Annotated in this window: 17 protein-coding genes and 1 pseudogene; 8 read left to right on the top strand and 10 right to left on the bottom strand. The window is 60.5% G+C overall.

Annotation, left to right across the window (positions count from 1 at the left end):
* Window positions 1–106 precede the first annotated feature (106 nt).
* The gene (locus tag M2366_RS09485; protein WP_042043135.1) at window positions 107–613 is read left to right on the top strand and encodes a hypothetical protein; all 507 of its coding nucleotides are present in this window, start codon (window positions 107–109) and stop codon (window positions 611–613) included.
* A gap of 59 nt (window positions 614–672) precedes the next feature.
* Here the strand turns inward: M2366_RS09485 and M2366_RS09480 are convergent, their stop codons facing one another.
* Complete coding sequence (locus M2366_RS09480) at window positions 673–2,385, bottom strand: glycoside hydrolase family 36 protein (protein WP_259269564.1); 1,713 nt, start codon at window positions 2,383–2,385, stop codon at window positions 673–675.
* Between the two features lie 181 nt (window positions 2,386–2,566).
* Between M2366_RS09480 and M2366_RS09475 the strand changes: the two genes are divergently transcribed.
* The 3 genes from M2366_RS09475 (at window position 2,567) to cdd (ending at window position 4,794) form a co-directional block, all read left to right on the top strand.
* Window positions 2,567–2,959 (top strand): CidA/LrgA family protein, encoded by a 393-nt coding sequence (locus tag M2366_RS09475; RefSeq protein ID WP_042043133.1) that lies wholly within the window; start codon window positions 2,567–2,569, stop codon window positions 2,957–2,959.
* Window positions 2,956–3,642 (top strand): LrgB family protein, encoded by a 687-nt coding sequence (locus M2366_RS09470; RefSeq protein WP_224430531.1) that lies wholly within the window; start codon window positions 2,956–2,958, stop codon window positions 3,640–3,642. Before M2366_RS09475 ends, M2366_RS09470 begins: the two co-directional genes overlap by 4 nt.
* A gap of 273 nt (window positions 3,643–3,915) precedes the next feature.
* On the top strand, window positions 3,916–4,794 hold the full coding sequence (gene cdd / locus M2366_RS09465; RefSeq protein WP_259269563.1) for a cytidine deaminase: 879 nt from the start codon (window positions 3,916–3,918) through the stop codon (window positions 4,792–4,794).
* A gap of 134 nt (window positions 4,795–4,928) precedes the next feature.
* Here the strand turns inward: cdd and ppiD are convergent, their stop codons facing one another.
* The 6 genes and pseudogenes from ppiD to tig all read right to left on the bottom strand — a co-directional run.
* Complete coding sequence (gene ppiD, locus M2366_RS09460) at window positions 4,929–6,842, bottom strand: peptidylprolyl isomerase (protein ID WP_259269562.1); 1,914 nt, start codon at window positions 6,840–6,842, stop codon at window positions 4,929–4,931.
* A 149-nt stretch (window positions 6,843–6,991) separates the two neighbouring features.
* Entirely contained in the window at window positions 6,992–7,264 is a 273-nt protein-coding gene (hupB, locus tag M2366_RS09455; protein ID WP_005315375.1) for a nucleoid-associated protein HU-beta, read from the bottom strand.
* A 240-nt stretch (window positions 7,265–7,504) separates the two neighbouring features.
* The gene (lon, locus tag M2366_RS09450) at window positions 7,505–9,859 is read right to left on the bottom strand and encodes an endopeptidase La (RefSeq protein ID WP_042043129.1); all 2,355 of its coding nucleotides are present in this window, start codon (window positions 9,857–9,859) and stop codon (window positions 7,505–7,507) included.
* A gap of 141 nt (window positions 9,860–10,000) precedes the next feature.
* Window positions 10,001–11,275, bottom strand: coding sequence for an ATP-dependent protease ATP-binding subunit ClpX (clpX, locus tag M2366_RS09445; protein WP_042043128.1), 1,275 nt, complete (start codon window positions 11,273–11,275; stop codon window positions 10,001–10,003).
* A 70-nt stretch (window positions 11,276–11,345) separates the two neighbouring features.
* Window positions 11,346–11,969, bottom strand: a complete 624-nt coding sequence (gene clpP, locus M2366_RS09440) for an ATP-dependent Clp endopeptidase proteolytic subunit ClpP (RefSeq protein ID WP_042043127.1) — start codon at window positions 11,967–11,969, stop codon at window positions 11,346–11,348.
* 86 nt (window positions 11,970–12,055) lie between these two features.
* A pseudogene (gene tig, locus M2366_RS09435) lies at window positions 12,056–13,327 on the bottom strand (trigger factor); the annotation flags it as partial.
* A gap of 460 nt (window positions 13,328–13,787) precedes the next feature.
* Here tig and M2366_RS09430 point away from each other — a divergent pair.
* Window positions 13,788–14,222 carry a YccF domain-containing protein gene (locus M2366_RS09430; RefSeq protein ID WP_042043125.1) on the top strand — a complete coding sequence of 145 codons (435 nt, stop codon included), beginning with the start codon at window positions 13,788–13,790 and terminating at the stop codon, window positions 14,220–14,222.
* Window positions 14,223–14,312: 90 nt separating this feature from the next.
* Window positions 14,313–14,903, top strand: coding sequence for a 5'-deoxynucleotidase (gene yfbR, locus M2366_RS09425; RefSeq protein ID WP_042043124.1), 591 nt, complete (start codon window positions 14,313–14,315; stop codon window positions 14,901–14,903).
* A 98-nt stretch (window positions 14,904–15,001) separates the two neighbouring features.
* On the opposite strand, the gene lolE is transcribed toward yfbR, so the two are convergent.
* Genes lolE through M2366_RS09410 form a run of 3 tightly spaced genes read right to left on the bottom strand, consistent with a single transcriptional unit; the run spans window position 15,002 to window position 18,220 of the window.
* Complete coding sequence (gene lolE / locus M2366_RS09420; protein ID WP_224430535.1) at window positions 15,002–16,243, bottom strand: lipoprotein-releasing ABC transporter permease subunit LolE; 1,242 nt, start codon at window positions 16,241–16,243, stop codon at window positions 15,002–15,004.
* Complete coding sequence (lolD, locus tag M2366_RS09415) at window positions 16,243–16,941, bottom strand: lipoprotein-releasing ABC transporter ATP-binding protein LolD (RefSeq protein WP_259269561.1); 699 nt, start codon at window positions 16,939–16,941, stop codon at window positions 16,243–16,245. Before lolD ends, lolE begins: the two co-directional genes overlap by 1 nt.
* A gap of 43 nt (window positions 16,942–16,984) precedes the next feature.
* Window positions 16,985–18,220, bottom strand: coding sequence for a lipoprotein-releasing ABC transporter permease subunit (locus tag M2366_RS09410; protein ID WP_042043119.1), 1,236 nt, complete (start codon window positions 18,218–18,220; stop codon window positions 16,985–16,987).
* Between the two features lie 76 nt (window positions 18,221–18,296).
* On the opposite strand from M2366_RS09410, the gene M2366_RS09405 reads away from it, so the two are divergent.
* Both M2366_RS09405 and mfd read left to right on the top strand, forming a co-directional pair.
* Window positions 18,297–18,872, top strand: a complete 576-nt coding sequence (locus tag M2366_RS09405; protein ID WP_042043118.1) for a PilZ domain-containing protein — start codon at window positions 18,297–18,299, stop codon at window positions 18,870–18,872.
* A 90-nt stretch (window positions 18,873–18,962) separates the two neighbouring features.
* Window positions 18,963–22,439, top strand: a complete 3,477-nt coding sequence (gene mfd, locus M2366_RS09400; RefSeq protein ID WP_259269560.1) for a transcription-repair coupling factor — start codon at window positions 18,963–18,965, stop codon at window positions 22,437–22,439.
* Window positions 22,440–22,464: the final 25 nt, after the last annotated feature.

The raw sequence follows: 22,464 nt of genomic DNA, 5'->3' as shown, positions 1-22,464 counted from the left end.
AGTTTCACAGTTAAAGCCCTGTCGCCCAGCCCTGCTCACGCCATAATGGCAACAGGCCTTGATGACAGGGCAACCAGATCCACCCAGAGGGATACCCCATAACAAGATGCGCGCTAACCTGCTTACTGCCAGCCTGTTTGGCCTGACACTGCTGACGCCCACCGTCTTCGCTGCCCCTCGCTTCGAGGTGCCCGAATACCTGTTGCAGTTACCACGCCAGAGCTATCAGTTGATACAGCAGAGTTTCAGCTCCCTCTACCAGCAGACCAACTTCACGCCCTCCATCACCAACAGTTACTTCAACTATTCGGATCTCTACAAGTTTGTCGGGGTGCCCCTGGCCATCACCCCCCAGGCCGGTTTTCAGCTGGAAGTGTTTGGCCAGCTCTATAACCTCGCCTCTCAAAGTTATGTGCACATGAGCCAGGACATGTCTCTCTATCGCATGCTGCGGGCAGATATGATAGGCAACCCGAACGATCAGATGGCCGTTGGCATGGGTCTGGGGGTCCCGCTCAGCCCCATGCTCACCGTCAAGGCCCTCGCCTCCACCAATCAGATCCCAGGTTACGGTCAAGCCAACTACGCCCTCGGCATCGAGTGGCGCTACTGAGTCGAATACCGCTCAACAATCAGGCTCCCACGGGAGCCTGATGTCATCCTGGCGCGGGTTCAGGCGTAGCGGATCACTCTCCCCCGACCGGCCTCCAGAATAAGCCACTCATCCACCCCGCTCACTTGCCAGAAATCCACGCCCCCTGCCGGCACAGTCACCCTCTCTGGTTTATCGCGCCAGTTGAACAGACAGAGCAATCTGCCTCCCCCGGGCAAGGCGACCCAGCCGCGGCGAAATGCCATGGTGTCGAAGCAAGCGCCGGGGGCGCGCATCGCGCTCAGCGCCAACAGTTTTTGCAGGGCTGCCGCTTGTTGCTGGGCAAGATCCTGTAACCGGTCGCCAGCCAGCACCAGGCCACCGCTGGCCACCAGGGCCGCCAGGTGGAATTCATAGTCATGGGGCTTTGCCTGCTGCCCCGGCAGATCCCGCAGACAGACGCAGTCGGGATCCAGTGCCCACAACCTGTCATTTTGCCAGCCACGGCAGAAGCTCTCCCTGGCTATCTGGCGAAAACGGTGACCACTGCGCTCCACGTCATCGCCCACCCGCATGCCATGCACCAGCCCCAGGCTCGGCCACAGCGGCGCATTGCAGCCAAGCAGGAAGGCTCCCTCCCCGGCACCCGCCAGTATGGCTGTCATGCCACGGCGATAGGCCTGGATACGGGTCGCTGCCTGGTCAAAGAAATGGCCGCCATGAATGGCCCCCCAGAAGTTGGCATCCAGCTTGAAATACTGGATCCCCCACTGCTCGCGCAGGGTGCGAAAGAGGTGCTGGAGATGAGCCTGTACCTCGGGGTGAGTGCCATCGAGTACATACCAGGGGGTACAACGCCAGCCGCCATAGGTCACCCGCTCGGCAGGGAGCGGTCGCCCATCGTCTCCTTGCACGAACCACTCAGGGTGCTCTTGAAACACCCGGGAGCCTGGCTCGGCGATAAAAGGGGCGACCCAGAGCGCCGGCTCACAGCCGCTGGCGCGGATCTCTGCCGCCAAGGGGGCAACCCCTTGTTCGAACTTGGCAGAAGGTATCAGCCAGTCTCCCATCCGGGCCTGATAGCCGTCGTCGATCTGCACGTATTTCAACGCAGGGAAGCGCGCGCCCCGCACCGCCAGGTTCTCGCGGATGTCCTCGGCACCCACCTCGCTGTAGTAGTGATACCAGGAGCACCAACCCGTTGGCCGCGCCTGCATCGGCGAAACCAGGGTGCCATGCTCGGCGCAGATCCTGTCGGCCAGCTCCGCCAGCAGCCGTTCGCGATCCGGCCCCGTCAGGCAGAGCAGCCCCTCACTCTGCCAGTGCTGGCCGGGCCCCAGCGCCCGCCCCTCGGTCCGCATCAAGATCTGCAGGCGACCGTCGGGGTAGAGGCGAAATTCGCCACCAAATTGCATGCAGCTGGTAAAGGCCAGCAGCAGCCACCCCTCGGGATGGGCAACCAGCAAGAGATTGTGAATGGTGTGAAAGCCGTCATCCTGGGTGATGCGATAGACATCGGCATCCGGGCAGCGCCCCACCGGCTCGGGCGACTGCCAGCGACCCATCGTCTGGGCCAGCATCTGGAACCCCTCACCATAGATGGCCGCATCCAGCGAGATGCCGAGCGAGCCATCAAACAACAACCACTCATCGACTGCCGCAGGCTCAGGCCCCAGGTTATCCAGCCGTACCCGGCACAGGGGCCCCTCCCACTGCCGGGTCTGCAGCATGCTGCCGGATTGGGCCAGATCCGCGGGCAGCGCCCGTAACCGGGCGAGGAGTGATGATGACATGGCGGTTTCCTTGGATAAGTGCAGGGAGTGGCACTCATGGTGCTGCGCCAAAGGTCGTTCAGCATGCGCGGCGTGAGAGCCCAACCCTGCTTGTACCATAAGTGGGTCAGTTGGCCCTGTCCTGCGGCCCCTGCACTCTGCTAAACTGCGACCTCGCTCACAGCTATCCAATGAGGCTCAAGTGCTAGCCCAACGCGCCTTGATCTACCTTCGCGACTTCATGGTCATCATCGCCTGCCTGCTGACAGGCAAAGCCCTGGCGGCCCTGCTGCCCTTCGCCTTCCCCGGCAGCATACTGGGGCTGCTGATCCTGTTCGTGCTGCTCTCCCTGCAAATCGTCAAACTAGGCTGGGTCGAGCAGGGTGCCGGCCTGCTGCTGCGTCATATGGGCGTCCTGTTCGTGCCCGTGGCCGTCGGTCTGGTCGCCTGGCTAGCGCCACTGAGTCAGTCCATCGAACTTATCTTGCTGTGCGTCGTGGTTGGCATCGTGCTGATCCTGGCCGTGGTGGGACGCCTCTATCAGCACATGAATCGACAGATGAATCAAAAAATCAAACAGGGGGTGGACTCATGATCTGGCTGGCCCTGCCCCTGACCCTCGCGCTCTACTTTCTGACCCGGGTCCTCTATCGCCGTCTGCCCTGGCCCATCATCAACCCTGTGCTGATCCCGACCCTGGTGATCATGGGGATCATCCTCGGATTCGACCTCCCCTTCAGCGACTATCAGCAAGGCACCCGCCCCATCACGGCCCTGCTCGAGCCCGCCGTGGTGGCCCTTGCCCTGCCGCTCTATCAACAGGCACGCCAGATCCAGGCCAGGCTCAAGCCCATTCTGATCTGCACCCTGGCCTCGGTCTTGATCTCGGTGTGTACCACCTTAGGGATCGGTTACTGCATGGGGGCAGAGCCGGCCCTGCTGGCGTCGCTGGCCACCAAATCGATCACCACCCCCCTGGCCATGAGCGTCAGCCAATCCTTGGGGGGCATACCGGCCATCGCCGCCGCCGTGGTGGTGGTGGTCGGCATCATAGGTGCCCTCATCGGCTATCCCCTGCTCAAACTGCTGCGCGTTACGGATCCCGAGGCTCAGGGACTCGCCATGGGGGCCTGCGCCCATGCCATCGGCACCGCCGCATCCGCCGAGCAGGGCATTAGCCAGGGTGCCTTCGCCTCCCTCGCCATGGTGATGTGCGGCATTCTGACTGCCGCCGTGGCGCCGCTGCTGTTCGCCCTCTATCACTGGCTGATCCCTTAAATCTGATGGCGGCTTGCCAGGCCGCCATCGCTGTTCCATAACCCCCAATGAGTCGCGGCGGCTCTCCCCCCGTCATTCTGTCCAGACTTGTCTGCCCCACTCTTAGCACGCTTTAGAGGCACGTTAACCCTGGCCGCCGACAAACCACTGGCAAAGCAAACGTTTCCCCTTCCCCGTAACCCTGGCAGCACGAGCAAGCTGTGAGTTAGTTCACACAAATGACCTCAACCACTCCCTACAATGTCCTCCCAATTGGCCCATGAGGACAGATAGATGCATCCCCGCTTTGCCAAGATACTCGACCAGCTGCCGACCTCTCTGAGAGACGCCGTGACCCCCATGCTTGGGGATGACTTTACCGCCAGCTTCAGCCCGGCGCAGATCCAGCAGTTATTAGCAGCCAGCCAGCTGGCCGAGCGCGAGCTGCGCCTGGCCCTGTTGCCGCTGGCCGCCGCCTGTTCGGTGGCTCCCATCTCCCGCTTTTTCGTCGGCGCCATCGCCTGTGGCCTCAGCGGTCGCTGGTATCTGGGTGCCAACATGGAGTTTGCAGGGCAAGGGCTGTTCCACTCGGTCCACGCCGAGCAGTCCGCTATCTCCAATGCCTGGTTAGGTGGCGAGACCGGGATCAGCGAGATCACGGTCAACTACACCCCCTGCGGCCACTGCCGCCAGTTCATGAACGAGCTGAGCACCGCCAAGGAGATGAAAGTTTCTCTGCCCGATGCCATCAGCACCCTGCAGGCCTTCCTGCCCCACTCCTTCGGCCCGGCAGATCTCGAGATCAGCGATGCCCTGATGAGCCCCCAGCATCATGATCTGTCCCTCTGCAGTGACGATGCCCTGGTGCTCGCCGCCCTGACCGCCGCCCGCCAGAGTTATGCTCCCTACAGCCAGGGCTACGCCGCCGTCGCACTGGAGTTCAATGACGGACGCATCTTCTGTGGTCGCTATGCCGAGAACGCCGCCTTCAACCCCAGTCTGCCCCCCATGCAGATGGCCTGCGCCCATGCGGTGCTCAATGGCGCCGATCTCGCTGAGGTGCGCCGGGCCGTCCTGGTGGAGAACAGCAAGGGCCAGATCAGCCAGCAAGATGCGGCCAGATCGGTGCTCAAGGCCCTGGGCAAGGTCGAGCTGGAATACCAGGCAGTCTAACCCCCGTCACAACCTGTCAAAAGGGAGCCTGATCCGCTATCAGGCTCCCTTTTTTGGTTCTGCCCCGCAGTATCTGTCAGCATAAAAAAGGGCCCGCTATTGCGGGCCCTTTTCATGTTGTCCGAGGCGGGTGATTACTCTACCGCAGACTCCACATCAGTGAAGTACTCAATCTTGGCGGACTTGCGCAGCCCATCGACCAGAGACTTGTAGCTCGCCTGCGCCTTGCCCTGACCGAGCTGCCCTTGCAGCATGGTCAGCATCTGGGACGCCTCGGCAGGTACGTTGACCTGGTCCAGAGCAACGATGACACGGTCACCATTGGCCTCGGTCACCAGATCCACACTCGGCTTGCCGTCGGTCGGATGGGGCAGACGGAAGGCATCGGCCAGCAGGTTCTGATCCAGATCCTGAGCGAAACGGGCGACACCCTTGTGGGTTTCAGACTTCAAACCCAGCGCCGTCAGTTTGGCACTGATCTCTTCCCCGGCCTTGATCTGCTCGAGCAGACCCTGGGCCTTGCCACGGGCAATCTCGCTCGCCTTGTCGTGGGTGATGGCAGCAACGACCAGATCCTTCACCTCGGCCAGCGGCTTGGCAGCCTTGGGCTGATGACCGGTCACATGCAGCACCAGCGCTTTGCCATCGGCCAGCTCGATCACGTCCGAGTTGGTGTTCTCCTCGCGCAGCTGTTCGGAGAAGGCGGTATTGAGCGCCTTGCCATCATTGAGCGGCGCCGGGGCATCGGCCTGGCTGAAGTAGTCAACCGACTGCACCTTGAGACCCAGGGCATCGGCTGTCATGTCCAGCGAGTCCGGGTTCTCGAAGCTGGTATCGGCCATCTTCTGCTGCAGATTGAAGAACTGCTCCTTCGACTTGTCTGCCTGCAGACGAGCGATGGTGTCGCTCATCACATCCTCAAACGGCTTGGTCTGTGCGGCTTGCACGCCCAGCAGCTTGATGATGTGGAAGCCAAACGGGCTCTTGACCAGGTTGGAGAGATCCCCTGCCTTGTTCAGGGCGAAGGCGGCTTGCTCGAAGGCCGGATCCATGACGCCCTTCTCGAACCAATCCAGTTCGCCGCCCTGTTTGGCGGAGAAGGTGTCAGAGGAGTTGGCCTTGGCCAGGGCTGCAAAATCGGCCCCGCCCTTGAGCTCGGTCAGCAAGCCCGCGGCTTTCTGCTCGGCGGCTTTCTCATCCTTGCCAAGGGGGATCAGGATATGAGCCACATGGCGACGCTCGGCACGCTGGAACAAGTCCTGATGCTGATCGTAGTAATCCTTGGCTTCCTGCTCGGTCACCTTGATCTCTTTACTCAAGCTGGCGGCATCGAGCAGCAGATAATCGACCTTGACCTTCTCATCGCTCATGAAGCGGGTGCTGTTGCTCTTGTAGAACTGTGCCACCTCTTCATCGCTCACCTTGACCTCGCCCAGATACTTGTCGGCGGCCAGGCGCACCAGACGCAGATCCCGGGTCTGGTTATAGAGTTTGTCGAGCTGCTCGGCTTCACTCTTGAGGGCGAATTCAGTGCCCAACAGGGCGCCGACCAGTTGCTGGCGTACCATGTCCTGGCGCAGGGAGTCGCGGAACATCTCGGGCGTCATGTTGGCGCGGCGGATGAGTTGCAGATAGAGGTCGTTATCGAACTTGCCCTCTTTGGCAAATTCCGGCATGGCGACAATGGCCTGCTTGATCTGTTCGTCACTGACTCGCAAACCCAGCTCATGGGCCTTGGTATCGACCAGCGCCTGATCGATCAGGCGATCGAGCACGCTGCGGCGGAACTGTTTCATGTAGTCAGGGTTGGCGGCCAGCTGGTTGAAGGCTTCTCCCATCTGGGATTCCATGCGGGCCCGCTCGTTGCGATAGGCATTTTCCAGCGCCTGCTGGCTGATTTCAGTCCCGTTGACGATAGCGGGTGCGGTACGAGCAGGGCCATTGAGGTAGCTGCCTACCCCGGCCAAGGCGAAGGAGAGGATGATCAGGCCCAGGATTACCTTGGCGACCGTACCCTGCGCGCCTTCGCGTAGTTTGTCCAACATCATGTGTGTACTTATGCTCCCGAACTCGATGGGCATGAATAATGAAAAGGCGCACCGATTGCGATGCGCCTTGGTCAATCAGTATGAGGGAGAGCCCTCTAACTTTGTCTGGTCTGCGACCAAGGACGGAGCCGACAGGATCAGCAACCGACTCAGTTAACAGCGTCTTTCAGAGCCTTACCGGCCTTGAAAGCAGGCACTTTGCCTGCAGCGATCTCGATGGTCGCACCAGTTTGCGGGTTGCGGCCAGAACGGGCAGCACGCTCACGAACAGCGAAAGTACCGAAACCAACCAGAGCAACCTGGTCACCCTCTTTCAGGGCTTCGCCTACGGCATCAATGAAAGCATCCAGCGCACGGCCAGCGGCGGCTTTGGAGATATCAGCGCCGTCTGCAATTTTGTCAATCAGTTGAGATTTATTCACTCTTATATTCCCCTTTTATCGAACATCGCTGCGGCAGTGATTTCCCTGGCCACAACAAGTGGAGGTTTTATAGCAAGCCTCCTGGCCAGTTGCAAGTGACAATATGGCGCAAACCCGCGCCACATCACGCATTGCGACTGATCATGAGTACCGGATCGGGGGTCAAGGCTACTGCCGTTATCCGGCGCTTGCAAGCCTTAACCCCCGAGCACGTGCGCCAAGTTTGCGGCGCATCAACTTTTATACGACAGAAACGCGTTCGAAACCCTGTGGATTGTCCTGCAACGCCAGTTCCAACACCTCATCAATCCAGCGAACCGGATAGATTTCAAGATCTTGTTTGACGTTGGCCGGGATCTCTTCCAGGTCTCGTTCGTTATCTTTCGGGATCAGCACCCGCTTGATGCCACCGCGATGGGCTGCCAGCAGCTTCTCTTTGAGGCCACCGATGGGCAACACTTCGCCGCGCAGGGTGATCTCCCCCGTCATGGCCACGTCGGCACGGACCGGGTTGCCGGTCAGGCTGGAAACCAGCGCCGTGCACATGGCGATACCGGCGCTCGGACCATCTTTCGGGGTTGCCCCCTCGGGTACGTGCACATGGATGTCGCGCTTCTCGTGGAAGTCGGCGTTGATACGCAACTTCTCGGCGCGAGCCCGCACCACCGTCATGGCGGCCTGGATGGACTCTTGCATCACATCACCCAGGGAACCTGTGTAAGTGAGCTTGCCCTTGCCTGGCACATTGGTGGTCTCGATGGTGAGCAGATCGCCGCCCACTTCGGTCCATGCCAGACCACATACCTGACCAATCTGGTTCTGATCGGCGGCCTTGCCGTAATCGAAACGCTGCACCCCCAGGTACTCCTTGAGGTTGTCCTGATTGACCAGAATATGCTTGATGCTCTTGTCCAGCAGGATGCGTTTGACCGCCTTGCGGCAGATCTTGGAGATCTCGCGCTCCAGGCTACGTACCCCGGCTTCGCGGGTATAGTAGCGAATGACACCGACCAGCGCGGAATCCTCTATGGTGATCTCCGCCGGTTTCAGGCCATTGCGCTGGATCTGCTTGGCCACCAGATGCTGCTTGGCAATATTGAGCTTCTCGTCCTCGGTGTAACCGGACAGACGGATCACTTCCATCCGATCCAGCAAGGGACCCGGGATGTTCATGGAGTTGGAGGTGGCCACGAACATCACGTCCGACAGGTCATAATCCACTTCCAGATAGTGATCGTTGAAGCTGTTGTTCTGCTCGGGATCCAGCACTTCCAGCAAGGCGGAAGCGGGATCACCGCGCATGTCCGAGCTCATCTTGTCGATTTCATCGAGCAGGAACAGCGGGTTCTTCACGCCGACTTTCGCCATCTTCTGGATGAGCTTGCCGGGCATGGAGCCGATATAGGTGCGACGGTGACCGCGGATCTCGGCCTCGTCTCGCACGCCGCCGAGCGCCATGCGCACATATTTGCGGCCGGTCGCCCTGGCAATGGATTGACCAAGCGAGGTCTTGCCCACACCGGGAGGCCCAACCAGGCAAAGGATGGGACCCTTGAGCTTGTTGACTCTCGCCTGTACCGCCAGATATTCGAGGATGCGATCCTTGACCTTCTCCAGGCCATAATGATCCGCATCCAGCACCTCTTGCGCCTTGCCAAGGTCTTTCTTGACCTTGGAGCGGGTACGCCAGGGCACCTGCACCATCCAGTCCACATAACTGCGCACTACGGTGGCTTCGGCCGACATCGGCGACATCATTCTCAGCTTGGCAAGTTCTGCCTGAGCCTTGTCATGGGCATCGGCAGGCATCCCCGCCTCTTCAATCTTGCGACTGAGCGCCTCGAACTCATCCGGCGAGTCTTCCAGCTCACCCAGCTCTTTCTGGATGGCCTTCATCTGCTCGTTCAGATAGTACTCGCGCTGGCTCTTCTCCATCTGCTTCTTGACCCGGGAGCGGATGCGTTTCTCGACCTGCAAGAGGTCAATCTCCGACTCCATCATGGCCATCAGAAACTCGATGCGCTCGGACACAGAGGCGATTTCCAGCACCTTCTGCTTGTCTTCCAGCTTGAGCGGCATGTGGGCAGCCATGGTATCGGCCAGGCGCGCCGCATCGTCGATCGCCGAGATCGAGGTGAGCACCTCGGGCGGGATCTTCTTGTTGAGCTTGATATAGCCTTCGAACTGACCGATAGCGGAGCGCACCAGCACTTCCTGATCCTGCTCTTCGATAGGTGTGGAAGCGATGTATTCGGCCTCCCCCACGAAGAAGTCCTGATCATCGATCATCTGCTCGAGACGCGCACGCTGGCCGCCTTCGACCAGTACCTTGACGGTACCGTCCGGCAGCTTGAGCATCTGCAATATGTTGGCCACAGTCCCGACCGAGAAGATCTCCTCGACGGTTGGCTCATCGGTTGACGCATCTTTCTGGGCTATGAGCAGGACTTTCTTGTCTTGCTCCATGGCCGCTTCAAGACAGCGAATGGATTTTTCCCGCCCCACGAAGAGTGGAATGACCATGTGGGGGTAAACCACCACGTCACGAAGAGGCAGGACGGGAATCTTGATGCGTTCTGAACGCTCTAGGTTCATATATGTCCTCTCGGCTTGTTATACCGTTGGCAAAGCGCTTGGCTGAGTATATGGGGGCGTAAAGATGAGATTCAATCGCCTTGGCCGTAAAAAGCAAGAAAGGGGCTAAATGCCCCTTTCATCTGATTAAAAATCAGTCTGTTACTCTGATGCAGCCGCCTGGGTATCGTTATTTTCGTAGATCATCAGGGGCGCAGAATCCCCCTTGATCACCGTCTCGTCGATCACCACCTTGCTGATCCCGTCCAGGGACGGCAAGTCATACATGGTATCGAGCAACACGGCTTCGACGATAGACCGCAGACCCCGGGCACCGGTTTTACGCTCCATTGCCTTGCGCGCAATGGCGTTCAAGGCATCGTCACGAAACTCCAGTTCCACCCCTTCCAGATCGAACAGGGCCGCGTACTGTTTGGTCAGCGCGTTCTTCGGCTCTTTGAGGATCTGGATCAGGGCCGCTTCATCCAGTTCGGTCAGGGTCGCCACTACCGGCAGACGGCCGATGAACTCGGGGATGAGACCGTACTTGATCAGATCTTCCGGCTCCACCTTGGCAAAGGTCTCGCTCAAGGAAGCCTTGGCATCCTTGGATTTGACCTCGGCGCCAAAGCCGATACCCGCGCCCTTGTGGGAGCGCTGCTCGATCACCTTGTCCAGGCCGGCAAAGGCGCCGCCACAGATGAAGAGGATCTTGGAGGTATCAACCTGCAGGAACTCCTGCTGCGGATGCTTGCGGCCCCCTTGCGGCGGAACAGAGGCAACGGTGCCTTCGATCAGCTTGAGCAGGGCCTGCTGTACCCCTTCCCCGGACACGTCGCGGGTGATGGAGGGGTTGTCCGACTTGCGGGAGATCTTGTCGATCTCGTCGATGTAGACGATGCCACGCTGGGCCTTCTCCACGTCATAGTCGCACTTTTGCAGCAGCTTCTGGATGATGTTCTCCACGTCCTCCCCCACATAACCGGCTTCGGTCAGTGTGGTGGCATCGGCCATGGTGAAAGGCACATCCAGCAGGCGGGCCAGGGTCTCGGCCAGCAGGGTCTTGCCGCTACCGGTCGGGCCAATCAGCAGGATGTTGGACTTGCCGAGTTCGACACCACTGCCATCGCCGCTGTTACGCAGACGCTTGTAGTGGTTGTAGACGGCGACCGCCAATACCTTCTTGGCATACTCCTGACCGATGACATAGTCATCCAGGTGCGCACGAATTTCGTGAGGGGTCGGCAGGGCATCGCCATCACGCTTGGGAGAGATCTCGCGGATCTCTTCACGGATGATGTCATTGCACAGCTCGACGCACTCATCGCAAACGTAGACGGAAGGGCCAGCGATCAGCTTGCGCACTTCATGCTGGCTTTTGCCGCAAAAAGAGCAGTAGAGCAGCTTGTCACCTTCACCCTTGCGTTTCTCTGTCATTCAGCAACCTCGTTGTATCAATAGAGGATGATCAGTCTGCTGAGTTTACAACAGACCGGTGTACCCTGCTTTAGGCGCGCTGGTTAAACACGCCATCCACCAGGCCATAGGCCATTGCCTGCTCTGCCGACATGAAATTGTCACGGTCGGTGTCACGCTCTATGGTCGCCATGTCCTGGCCGGTGTGGAAAGCCAACCGCTCGTTCAGGGTATTCTTGATCTTGAGGATCTCCTGGGCATGGATCTGGATGTCCGATGCCTGGCCCTGGAAACCGCCCAGCGGTTGATGGATCATCACCCGGGCATTGGGCAGGCAGAAACGCTTGCCCTTGGCACCCCCCGCCAGCAGGAAGGCGCCCATGGAGCAGGCTTGCCCCATACAGACGGTGCTCACATCCGGCTTGATGAACTGCATGGTGTCATAGATAGACATGCCTGCCGTCACCGCGCCGCCTGGAGAGTTGATATAGATGGAGATGTCTTTATCCGGGCTCTCGGACTCGAGGAACAAGAGCTGGGCTACGACCAGATTGGCCATGTGATCTTCAACCGGACCGGTCAGGAAGATGACCCGCTCCTTGAGCAGACGGGAGTAGATATCATACGAACGCTCGCCCTTGGCAGTCTGCTCGACCACCATGGGGATCAGGGCATTGCGGGGAGAATCTGTCACGTCGTTATAGTTTTTGTACATAAGGCATTGTCCCTAAAATAAAATGGCCCGAGTGGACATCACACGAGCCATTATACTTAACAGTGTTGACCTTAAGTCAAATCTTCTTAGGCAGCGGCGCCAGACTTGTTGATCACGTCGTCAAAGGCCACTTCTTTTTCGGTCACTTGCGCCTTGGAGAGGATCAGGTCGATGGCTTGATCTTCTACTGCCAGGTTGCGAACGCCATTCAGCATCTGCTCATTCTTCTGGTAGTACTCGATCACTTCCTTCGGATCTTCGTAGGCGGTGGCCATGGACTCGATCAGTGCGGTAACGCGTGCGTCATCAGCCTTGATCTCGTTGGTGCGGATGACATCACCCAGCAGCAGACCGACGCGCACGCGGCGCTCAGCCTGAGCCTGGAACAGCTCAGCCGGCAGCTCGGGGGCTTGACCACCCTGGAAACCACCGAAACGCTTCAGTGCCTGCTCACGCAGGGCATCGATCTCTTGCTCGACAGCTGCTTTAGGCAGATCGATCTGGTTGGCTTCAACCAGGCCGTTCAGCACTTGCTCTTTCACGCTGTTTTTCAGGGCTTGAGTCAGTTCGCGTTCCATGTTTTTACGCACTTCGGCTTTCAGGTCGTCCACGGAACCGCTTTCGATACCGAAACGCTTGACGAACTCTTCAGTCAGCTCAGGCAGCACCTGCTCTTCAACCTTGTTAAGCTTGGAGGCAAACTTGGCCGCCTTGCCTTTGAGGTTTTCAGCGTGGTAGTCAGCCGGGAAAGTCACCTCGATGGTGAACTCGTCGCCCGCTTTCTTGCCAAGGATGGCGTCTTCGAAGCCCGGGATCATGCGGCCAGCGCCCAGCTCCAGGGTGAAGCCTTCAGCCTTGCCACCGTCGAACTCTTCACCGTCGATGGAACCGACGAAGTCCATGGTGACACGCATGCCGCTGGCGGCCGCTGCGTCAACATCAGCCCAGGTGGCGTGCTGCTTGCGCAGGGTCTCGATCATGTTGGCCAGGTCGGCGTCCTTGACGGAGGCAACCGGCTTCTCAACCTTGATGGCTTCCAGACCGGCAACTTCGAATTCCGGGTAGACTTCGAAGGTGGCGGTGAATTCGAAATCTTCGCCTTCCTTGATCTCTTTCGGATCCATGGTCGGGGCACCGGCCGGGCTCAATTTGCTCTCGATGATGGCTTTGATGAAGTTGTTCTGCATCATCTCATCGGCAACGCGGGCATGAGCCATGGCACCGAACATCTTCTTGATGATGGCTACCGGAGCCTTGCCAGGACGGAAACCGTCGATGCGACGAGTCTTGGCCAGGCCATTCAACTCTTTACGCACGGCGGCATCAACAGCGGCAGCCGGTACAGTGATGGTAAGACGGCGTTCCAGACCTTGGGTTGTCTCTACAGAAACTTGCATTCTTTTACCTCGTTCAACTCAGCACTGTGTGCTGACCCTTTATTGCCCCTGGGTCGAGACCCGGAGTCTTCCTGTTTATAAAGACAACGACTGTCTTTGTGATGAGAAAATATGACGCGACATTATAGCGGCGCACTTTGGTCACGTCGAGCCGCAGAGCCCCACATCCCTGCCCCTGAAGCGGCAATGAGTGCAATTCTGTGGTGGATATGGGGCAAGCTGGGGCCAACTTCAAGGGTAAAGGGTAGAAGAATTTGCACTGGCTCACTTTTTCTTCGATAAATCTAACGAAAATGCCCCCGCTGCGCCACAGGCTGCGACTCTAATTGACCGTTCAGTATGGCGAGGCGCCTATTCACATATTGCGTCCCCCGCCCCGCGCAGCTATGGTGGCAGCCAATCTGGATTTGGAGTCAAACTGATGGGCTTTTTTCGCGTTGTGTTCAACCTGCTGTGGTTCTTGCTCGGTGGTGTCATCATGGGACTGGCCTGGTGGCTGGCGGGATTGATCTGCTTTATCTCGCTCATCGGCATTCCTTGGGGCCGCTCCTGCTTCGTGATCGGCACCTTTACCTTCTTCCCCTTCGGCAAGCAGGCCGTGAGCCGCAAGAGCATGATGGGCCAGGGAGACATAGGCACCGGGACGCTCGGCCTCATTGGCAACATCATCTGGTTCCTGGTGATCGGCATCTGGCTCGCCATCGGCCACATCGCCTCGGCGCTGGCGTGCTTCGTGACCATCATCGGCATTCCCTTTGGCATACAGCATCTGAAGCTGGCACTGATTGCCCTGGCCCCCATAGGCCAGATGGTGGTCACCAACCAGGAAGCGGAATCCGGTCGTTATATTCGCTGATGAAGAATCACCATGCAGGCGATGCCTGCGGGGTAAAAAAAGGGCAGACTAAGGTCTGCCCTTTTTTATTGCCATAGCTCGAGGTCATCCATGCTGCCCAGCCACTTCTTTGCCAATCTCTCCCGCATGAAACTCATATATCGCTGGCCCTTGATGCGCAACATACAGCCGGAGAACATCGCCGAGCACAGCTTGCAGGTCGCCATGGTGGCCCATGCGCTGGGGCTCATCCATAACCGCCTGTTCGACGGTCAGTTCGATGCCAACAGCGCCGCCGTCATGGCGCTCTATCACGACAGCAGCGAGGTGTTGACCGGGGACCTGCCCACGCCAGTCAAGTACTTCAACCCGCAGATAGCCAAGGAATACAAGAAGATAGAGCTGGCCGCCGAGCAGAGACTGCTGGCTCTTTTACCCCCCGAACTGGTCGAGGATTTTCGTCCCCTGCTCGATTCCGCCGCCCAGGACAGCGCGCTCGGTCGGCTGGTCAAGGATGCCGATACCCTCTGTGCCTATACCAAGTGCCTGGAGGAGATCAACGCCGGCAACCGGGAATTTGAGCCCGCCAGAAAACGCCTGGAACAGATGCTTGAGCAGCGCATGAGCCCGGCCATGCGCTACTTTATCGATGTGTTCGTGCCCAGCTTCTCCCTTCCTCTCGATGAACTCAGCGGTCACTGACCCGCCTGCGCTGCAAATAGAAGAAGGGCCCTGCCGGGCCCTTCTTCATTTCCGCCATTGCTATTCGTGAGCAACGCGGTTTATCACGTATCGTTCGATCAGTGCCCCAGCTCCCGGGACGGCACCAGAGCGCTCGCCCGCCAGGCCGGATAGAGGGTCGCCAACAGGCTCATCAAGATGGCCGCCCCGGTGACGATGGCCATGTCCTGCCAATGCAGCTCGGTGGGCAGAAAATCGATGAAATAGATATCGGGGTTGAGGAAGCGATGGCCGATCACTCCCTCGATGGCACTCAGGATCTGGGTCAGCTTGCTCGACAGCAGGCCACCCAGCAGCGCCCCCAACAGCGCCCCCAGCACCCCGTTCACCATGCCCTGGATGACGAAGGTGAGCCGGATCTGGCCGGGGCTCGCCCCCATGGTCTTGAGGATGGCAATCTCGCTGCGCTTCTCGTTCACCGCCATCACCAGGGTGGAGACGATATTGAAGCAGGCCACCGCCACCACCATCAACATCACCACATACATGACGGTGCGCACCATCTGGATGTCCTGATAGAGATAGCCCTGGCTGTTCATCCAGCTGCGGATATAGACGTGATGGGGGAAACGCTGGGCCGCCGCCACCGTGATGGACTGCGCCTTGAGCACATCATCCACCTTGAGGCTGAAGCCCTCTACGTTCGTGCCCATGCCGGAGATGGCCTGGGCATCATTGAGGTGCATGAAGCCGAGCAGGCCGTCGAGCTGACCGCCGAGTTCGAGCAGGCCGACCACGTGCAACGCTTCGCGCCTCGGGTTCTTGATGCCGGCGGCGTCGCCGCCCTGGGGCAGCAAGATGGCCACCTGATCGCCGATGCCGACCCCCAGCTTGTCCGCGATGGTCTTGCCGAGGATGACCCCACGCTCACCGGCCTTGAGTTCGCGAAAACCCCGCCCTGTCATGAAGTTGCCCGCATCGGAGAGATTGGCTTCGAGCTCGGGCAGCACGGCGCGCAGCTGCACCCCCTTGAGGGCACTGCCATGTTCGAGCAGGCCGTTGAGGCGAATGACCGGGGCTGCGGCCTCGATGCCGGGCTGAGCCAGCAGATAATCGCGCAGCCTGGGCCAGTCGGGCAGCGGTGTCTCCACCGCATCCAGCTCCCCATGGGGAATGACGGCCAGTACCCGGTCTTTGAGCTCACGCTCGAAGCCGTTCATGGCCGAGAGCCCCAGGATCAGCGCCATCACCCCCAGGGCGATGCCGATGAGTGACGAGGCGGAGATAAAGGCAATAAAACCGTTACGACGGCGGGAGCGACTGTAGCGCAGGCCCAGAAACAGGGGCAGCGGCTTGAACATCAGGCGACCTCCGCCATGACACCGTTCACCAGATCCACCCGGCGGTGCAACTTGGCCGCCAGGCTGAGATCATGGGTCACCACCACAAAGGCGGTGCCGAGTTCGCGGTTCAACTCGCACAAGAGCTCATAGACGGCGGTGGCACTGGCGTGATCCAGGTTGCCGGTCGGCTCATCCGCCAACACCAGGCTGGGCTCATTGACCAGGGCACGGGCGATGGCCACCCGTTGGCGCTCACCACCCGACAGCTCGGAGGGTCTGTGATGCAGACGATGGGAGAGCCCGACCCGGGCCAGCATCTTGCTCGCCTTGTCACTGGCCGTGGCAACGGATTCACCGGCGATGAGCAGCGGCATGGCGGCGTTCTCCAGGGCCGTGAACTCGGCAAGCAGGTGGTGGAACTGGTAGACGAAGCCCAGCTCCTGATTGCGGAATTTCGCCTGGGTATGGCTGTCCCAGTGATGAATATCCTGCCCCTTGAACTGCACTGAGCCGCTCGATGGGTTGTCAAGGGCGCCCATCAGGTGCAGCAAGGTGGTCTTGCCCGAGCCCGAGCTGCCCACCACGGCCAGCATCTCGCCGGGGGCGACGCAGAGATCGATCCCCTTGAGCACCTGGGTCTCCAGCTCCCCCTCTTGATAGACGTGATTGAGCCCCTGGCAACGCAGCAGGGGTTCTTGCAACAAGGGCTCATTCATAACAGGGACTCCACTCACATCGGGGGTAGATACAGAAGATGAATTATTCATAACGCAGTGCCTCGGCCGGACGCACCCGTGCCGCGCGGGCAGCAGGATACAGGGTGGCAGCAAAGCTCAGCAAGACGGCGCCACCGAGTATGGTGACCACCTGCATCGGCTCGACGATGACGGGCAGGCCACTGCCCCCCGCCGCCATATAGAGGTTGAGTCCCAGCCCGTTGAGCAACGGATTGAGGCCCAGGCAGAGGCCAAGGCCCGCCAGGGCACCGAACAGGGCACCAATCACCCCGCTGGACGCCCCCAGCACCATGAAGATCTTGATGATCCCAGACTCGTTCATGCCCATGGTACGCAAGATGGCCACCTCCCCTTCCTTGTCGGTGACCACCATGACCAGGGCAGAGAGGATATTGAAGGTCGCCACCGCGATGATGAGCACCAGCATCAGTCCCATCATCCGTTTTTCCATGGCCACCGCCTGGAACAGCTCGCCACGCTCCCGTCGCCAATCTTGCCACTGGTAACCGTCCGGCAGTGGCGTCTTGATCACGGCGTCGGCCGCGAAGGGATCATCGAGCCAGAGCCGCAGACCGCCCACCTGATTGCTCGGCAGACGCAGCAGGCGCTGGGCATCCTGAATGGCGATCAGGGCTATCTGGTCATCCACATCGGCGCCGACGCCAAAGATGCCCGACACGGTAAAGAGCCGCTGCGCGGGTACCCGGCCAAAGGGCGTGAAGCGGGTGCCTTCGGTCAGGATGAGTCGCACCTCATCCCCCAGACCGACGCCGAGGCGACGCGCTACCCCCTGACCCAAGACAATCTGGTACTCACCGCCCTTGAGGGAGGCGAGCCGCCCCCCCAGCATCTGGGAGTGCAGAATGTCATCTTTGGGCCAATGGGCGGGATCGATGCCTTGCACGCTCACCCCGGTCAGCTGACCCGGGCTCTGCAGCATGCCCTCGCTATCGAGCATGGGGGCCACCGCCACCACATGGGGCAATTTGGCCAGATCAGGCAGCCCCTCGGGGGCGGCATCGATGCGCCCGGCCTCGCTGGTCAGCACCACATGGGGGATCACCCCCAGGATGCGGCCCTTGAGCTGCCCCTCGAAGCCATTCATGACGGAGATGACCACCATCAGGGCCGCGACCCCGATGGCGATGCCAAAGGTGGAAAACAGAGAGATGAAAGAGACGAAGCGATTACTGCGCCGTGACCCTGCATATCGCAGGCCAATGGCCAGCGAAAGGGGCTGAAAAAGTCCGGTCTTCAAGGATATGCACGTTGCCAACAAAATAAGATACCGGATAATAAAGGGAAACCGTCCATGACAACAAGGGATAGCCTCCATGCAGGAACAGTTCTTCAGCGTCACCCATGCCACGCCGGTCAATGTTATCCTCCTGCCGGATGATTATCTTTTACCGAGCGAACAGGCGCTGGAGGCCGAGCTGCCCGAGCCCTTTCGCATCGCCGCCGCCATCAGCTCCATCGACATGGCGACCACCCGGCTCATTCGCAGCCAGAATGACGCCATGCAGGATCTGGTCGAGATCATCAACCAGCAGTCCCACAAGATCGACATGATCATGAGCTATGTGCTGGCCGCCCAGGATCACCCCGAGCAGCGCTTCCACACCCTCACCTTTGGCGCGGGTCAGCTCACCTATCTGCACCCGGCCCAGGGGCATGGCCAGGCGCCCGCCAAGGCGCAGCTGGTGCGCCTCAAGATTTTTTTGCGTGACGAGGCCTCCGCCGTCTACTGCTACGCCAGAGTACGCGAAGTCACGACCGGCGAGCATGGCCAGCATGTCGCCCTCGACTACGCCCGCATACGTGAGGAAGATCGCGAACTGCTGGTACGAGCCAGCCTCCATGTCCAGTCCCGCCAGCTCAAGGCACGCGCCCAGGAGCGACTTCGTTAACCTGCGCGCCAGTATGTGGCCCGAACGATGTGACATCTTTCGAGTCGACCAGACACCGAGCCCGCACGGGCCAAGGCTAAAGACAGAGTGATGAGATCCCTAACCCTACCCGTACTGCCCGCCAAAGCGGGCCAGAAGAGCACCTTGGGCCAACTGCATGGCAGCGCCCTGGCCCTGGTGGCCGCCGAACTCACCCGGTCAAACGATGGCCCCACCCTGCTGGTGACCGCCGATACCCCGAGCGCCCTGCGCCTAGAGCAGGAGCTGCGCTATCTGCTCAGCCAGGTCGAACCCGACGAACCAGTTTGCCCGGTGCTGCTGTTCCCGGACTGGGAGACCCTGCCCTACGACACCTTCTCTCCCCATCAGGACATCATCTCCCAGCGGCTCGAGACCCTCTACAAGCTACCGCAGATGCAACGCGGCGCCCTGATAGTCCCTATCTCGACCCTGATGCTGCGCTGTGCTCCCCGGGTCTATCTCGACAAGTACAGCCTGATGGTCAAGGCGGGTCAGCGCCTCAATTTGCAACAACTGCGCGGCCGTTTGGCCGAGGCCGGTTATGTGGCGGTGGAGCAGGTACTGGAGCATGGGGAGTTTGCCGCCCGCGGCTCCCTGCTCGATCTCTTCCCCATGGGCAGCACAGCGCCCTATCGCATCGATTTCTTCGATGATGAAGTGGACTCCATCCGTCCCTTCGACCCCGAGACCCAGCGCTCCAGCGAACCGGTCAAGAGCGTCAGCCTGTTGCCCGCCCGGGAGTTCCCCACCGACGAAGGAGCCATCGAGCTGTTTCGCGGCCAATTCCGCGAGCTGTTCGAGCTGTCGCGGGCCGACGGATCCATCTATCAGGAGGTGAGCAAGGGGCGCTGGCCGGCCGGCATCGAATATTATCTGCCGCTCTTCTTCGAGCAGACCGCCAGCCTGTTTGACTACCTGCCCGCCCAGACCCAGCTCATCACGGTCGGCGACATCTACCCCGCCGCCCAGGGGTTTTGGAACGACATAGGTCAACGCTTTGAAGAGCGGCGCTGGGACACCAGCCGCCCCCTGCTCGAGCCCGCCCGTCTCTATCTGCCGGTGGAGCAGCTGTTCCAGGCCCTCGGCCAATATGGCGCCGTGCGCCTGCAAGAAGAGCCGACTCCCCAGGGCGCCGGCCAGATCAATCTGCCGGTCGAGCCCCTGCCCGAGCTGCAACTCGACAACAGCAAGGAGCGCCCCCTGCTCGCCCTGGAGCAGTTCCTGCAAGACTTTGCGGGGCGAACCCTCTTTGCGGTCGAAACCGAGGGGCGCCGCGAGGTATTGCGCGACTTGCTGGCCCGTATCGGTCTCAATCCGCCGGAATTTGCCAGCCTGGCCGCGTTTCTCGCAAGCCACAGCGAGCAGGGTATTCTGGTCGGGCCCCTCGAGCGTGGCTTCTTGCTGCGCGAGCCGAAGCTGGCCCCCCTTGCCTTCATCACCGAAGGCGAGCTGCTCGGCGGCAAGATCCGCAGCAAGCGCCAGCGAGACAAGAGCAAAAACCTCAGCTCCGATGCGGTGATCCGCAACCTCGGCGAGCTGACCCAGGGTCAGCCGGTGGTGCATCTGGATCACGGGGTCGGCCGCTACCTGGGCCTGGAGACCCTGGACGCCGGTGGCCTGCCCACCGAATTTCTGACCCTGGAGTACGCCGGTGGCGACAAGCTGTTCGTCCCCGTCACCAACTTGCACCTGATCAGCCGTTACACCGGCTCCGACAATCCCCCCAGCCACAAGCTCGGCGGCGAGGCCTGGGTCAAGGCCAGGCGCAAGGCGGCCGAGAAGGTGCGCGACGTGGCGGCCGAGCTGCTCGATGTCTATGCCCTGCGCGCGGCACGCAGCGGCTTTGCCTTCAAGCACGACAAGGAGAACTACCGCCAGTTCGCCGCCGGTTTCCCGTTCGAGGAGACCGACGATCAGCTCAATGCCATCAATGCGGTGCTCGGCGACATGTGCCAGGCCAAGAGCATGGACCGGCTGGTGTGCGGCGACGTGGGCTTTGGCAAGACGGAAGTGGCGATGCGCGCCGCCTTCGTGGCGGTCCATGGCGGCAAGCAGGTGGCCGTGCTGGTGCCCACCACCCTGCTGGCCCAGCAGCACTATGACAACTTCCGGGATCGCTTCGCCAACTGGCCGGTGCGGGTCGAGGTGCTGAGCCGCTTCCGCTCCGCCAAGGAGCAGACCAGCGTCTTGAAGGAGCTGGCCGATGGCAAGGTGGACATCATCATCGGCACCCACAAGCTGCTCGGCTCCGATCTCACTTTCAAGGATCTGGGGCTGCTGATCGTCGATGAGGAGCACAGATTCGGGGTGCGTCAAAAAGAGAAGATCAAGGCACTGCGCGCCGACGTGGATATCCTCACCCTCACCGCCACGCCTATCCCGCGCACCCTCAACATGGCCATGGCCGGGATGCGGGATCTGTCGATCATCGCGACCCCCCCTGCCAAGCGGCTCGCCATCAAGACCTTCGTGCGCCAGCAAGAGCCCGCGGTCACCCGCGAGGCGGTGTTGCGTGAGCTCAAACGGGGCGGCCAGATCTACTACCTGCACAACGACGTGGCCAGCATCGACAAGTGTGCCAACGATCTTGCCGAGCTCATCCCGGAGGCGCGCATCGGCATCGCCCATGGCCAGATGCCGGAGCGCAATCTCGAACGGATCATGTCGGACTTTTATCACCAGCGTTTCAACCTGCTGGTCTGCACCACCATCATCGAGACCGGCATAGACGTGCCGAGCGCCAACACCATCATCATGGACAGGGCCGATCACCTTGGCCTGGCCCAGTTGCACCAGCTGCGGGGCCGGGTCGGGCGCTCCCACCATCAGGCCTATGCCTATCTGCTCACCCCGCCCCCCAAGCTGATGACCAAGGATGCAGCCAAGCGGCTCGATGCCATTGCATCCCTGGAAGATCTCGGCGCCGGTTTCGCCCTGGCCACCCATGATCTGGAGATCCGTGGCGCGGGCGAGCTCTTGGGAGACGATCAGAGCGGCCAGATAGAGTCGGTCGGCTTCACCCTCTATATGGAGATGCTGGAGCAGGCGGTCGAGGCACTCAAGAGTGGCAAGGAGCCCTCCCTCGAGCAGCTGATGAGCGACCACACCGAGGTGGAGCTGCGCCTGCCCGCCCTCCTGCCAGAAGGCTATATCCCGGACGTCAACATGCGGCTCTCCATGTACAAGCGCATAGCCAGTGCCAGTGATGAGGCTGAGCTGCGCGAGCTGAAGGTGGAGCTTATCGACCGATTCGGTCTGCTGCCCGATGCCGCCAAGACGCTGTTCGACATTGCCAGCTTCCGCCAGCAGGCGGCGGCGCTTGGCATCAAGCGTCTGGAGATGAGCGAGCGCGGCGGCTACCTGGACTTCAATCAGGATACCCGGGTCAACCCCGGCTACCTGGTCAAGCTGCTCTCCGAGCAGCCCCGAGTGTTCAAGATGGACGGGCCGACCCGCTTGCGCTTCCAGGTACCGACCCAGGACAGAGTCACCCGCTTGCAGCGGGTGGAAGGCCTGCTAAAGGATCTGGCCGCGCACTCAGGCTGAGCAGGCCTCCTCGCTCGCGGTTGTC

The organism is Aeromonas sp. BIGb0405, assembly GCF_024807335.1.
GTDB lineage: Bacteria > Pseudomonadota > Gammaproteobacteria > Enterobacterales > Aeromonadaceae > Aeromonas > Aeromonas rivuli.
Note: the sequence above shows the minus strand (reverse complement) of the source record. Positions and strands in the feature narration are given on the sequence as shown.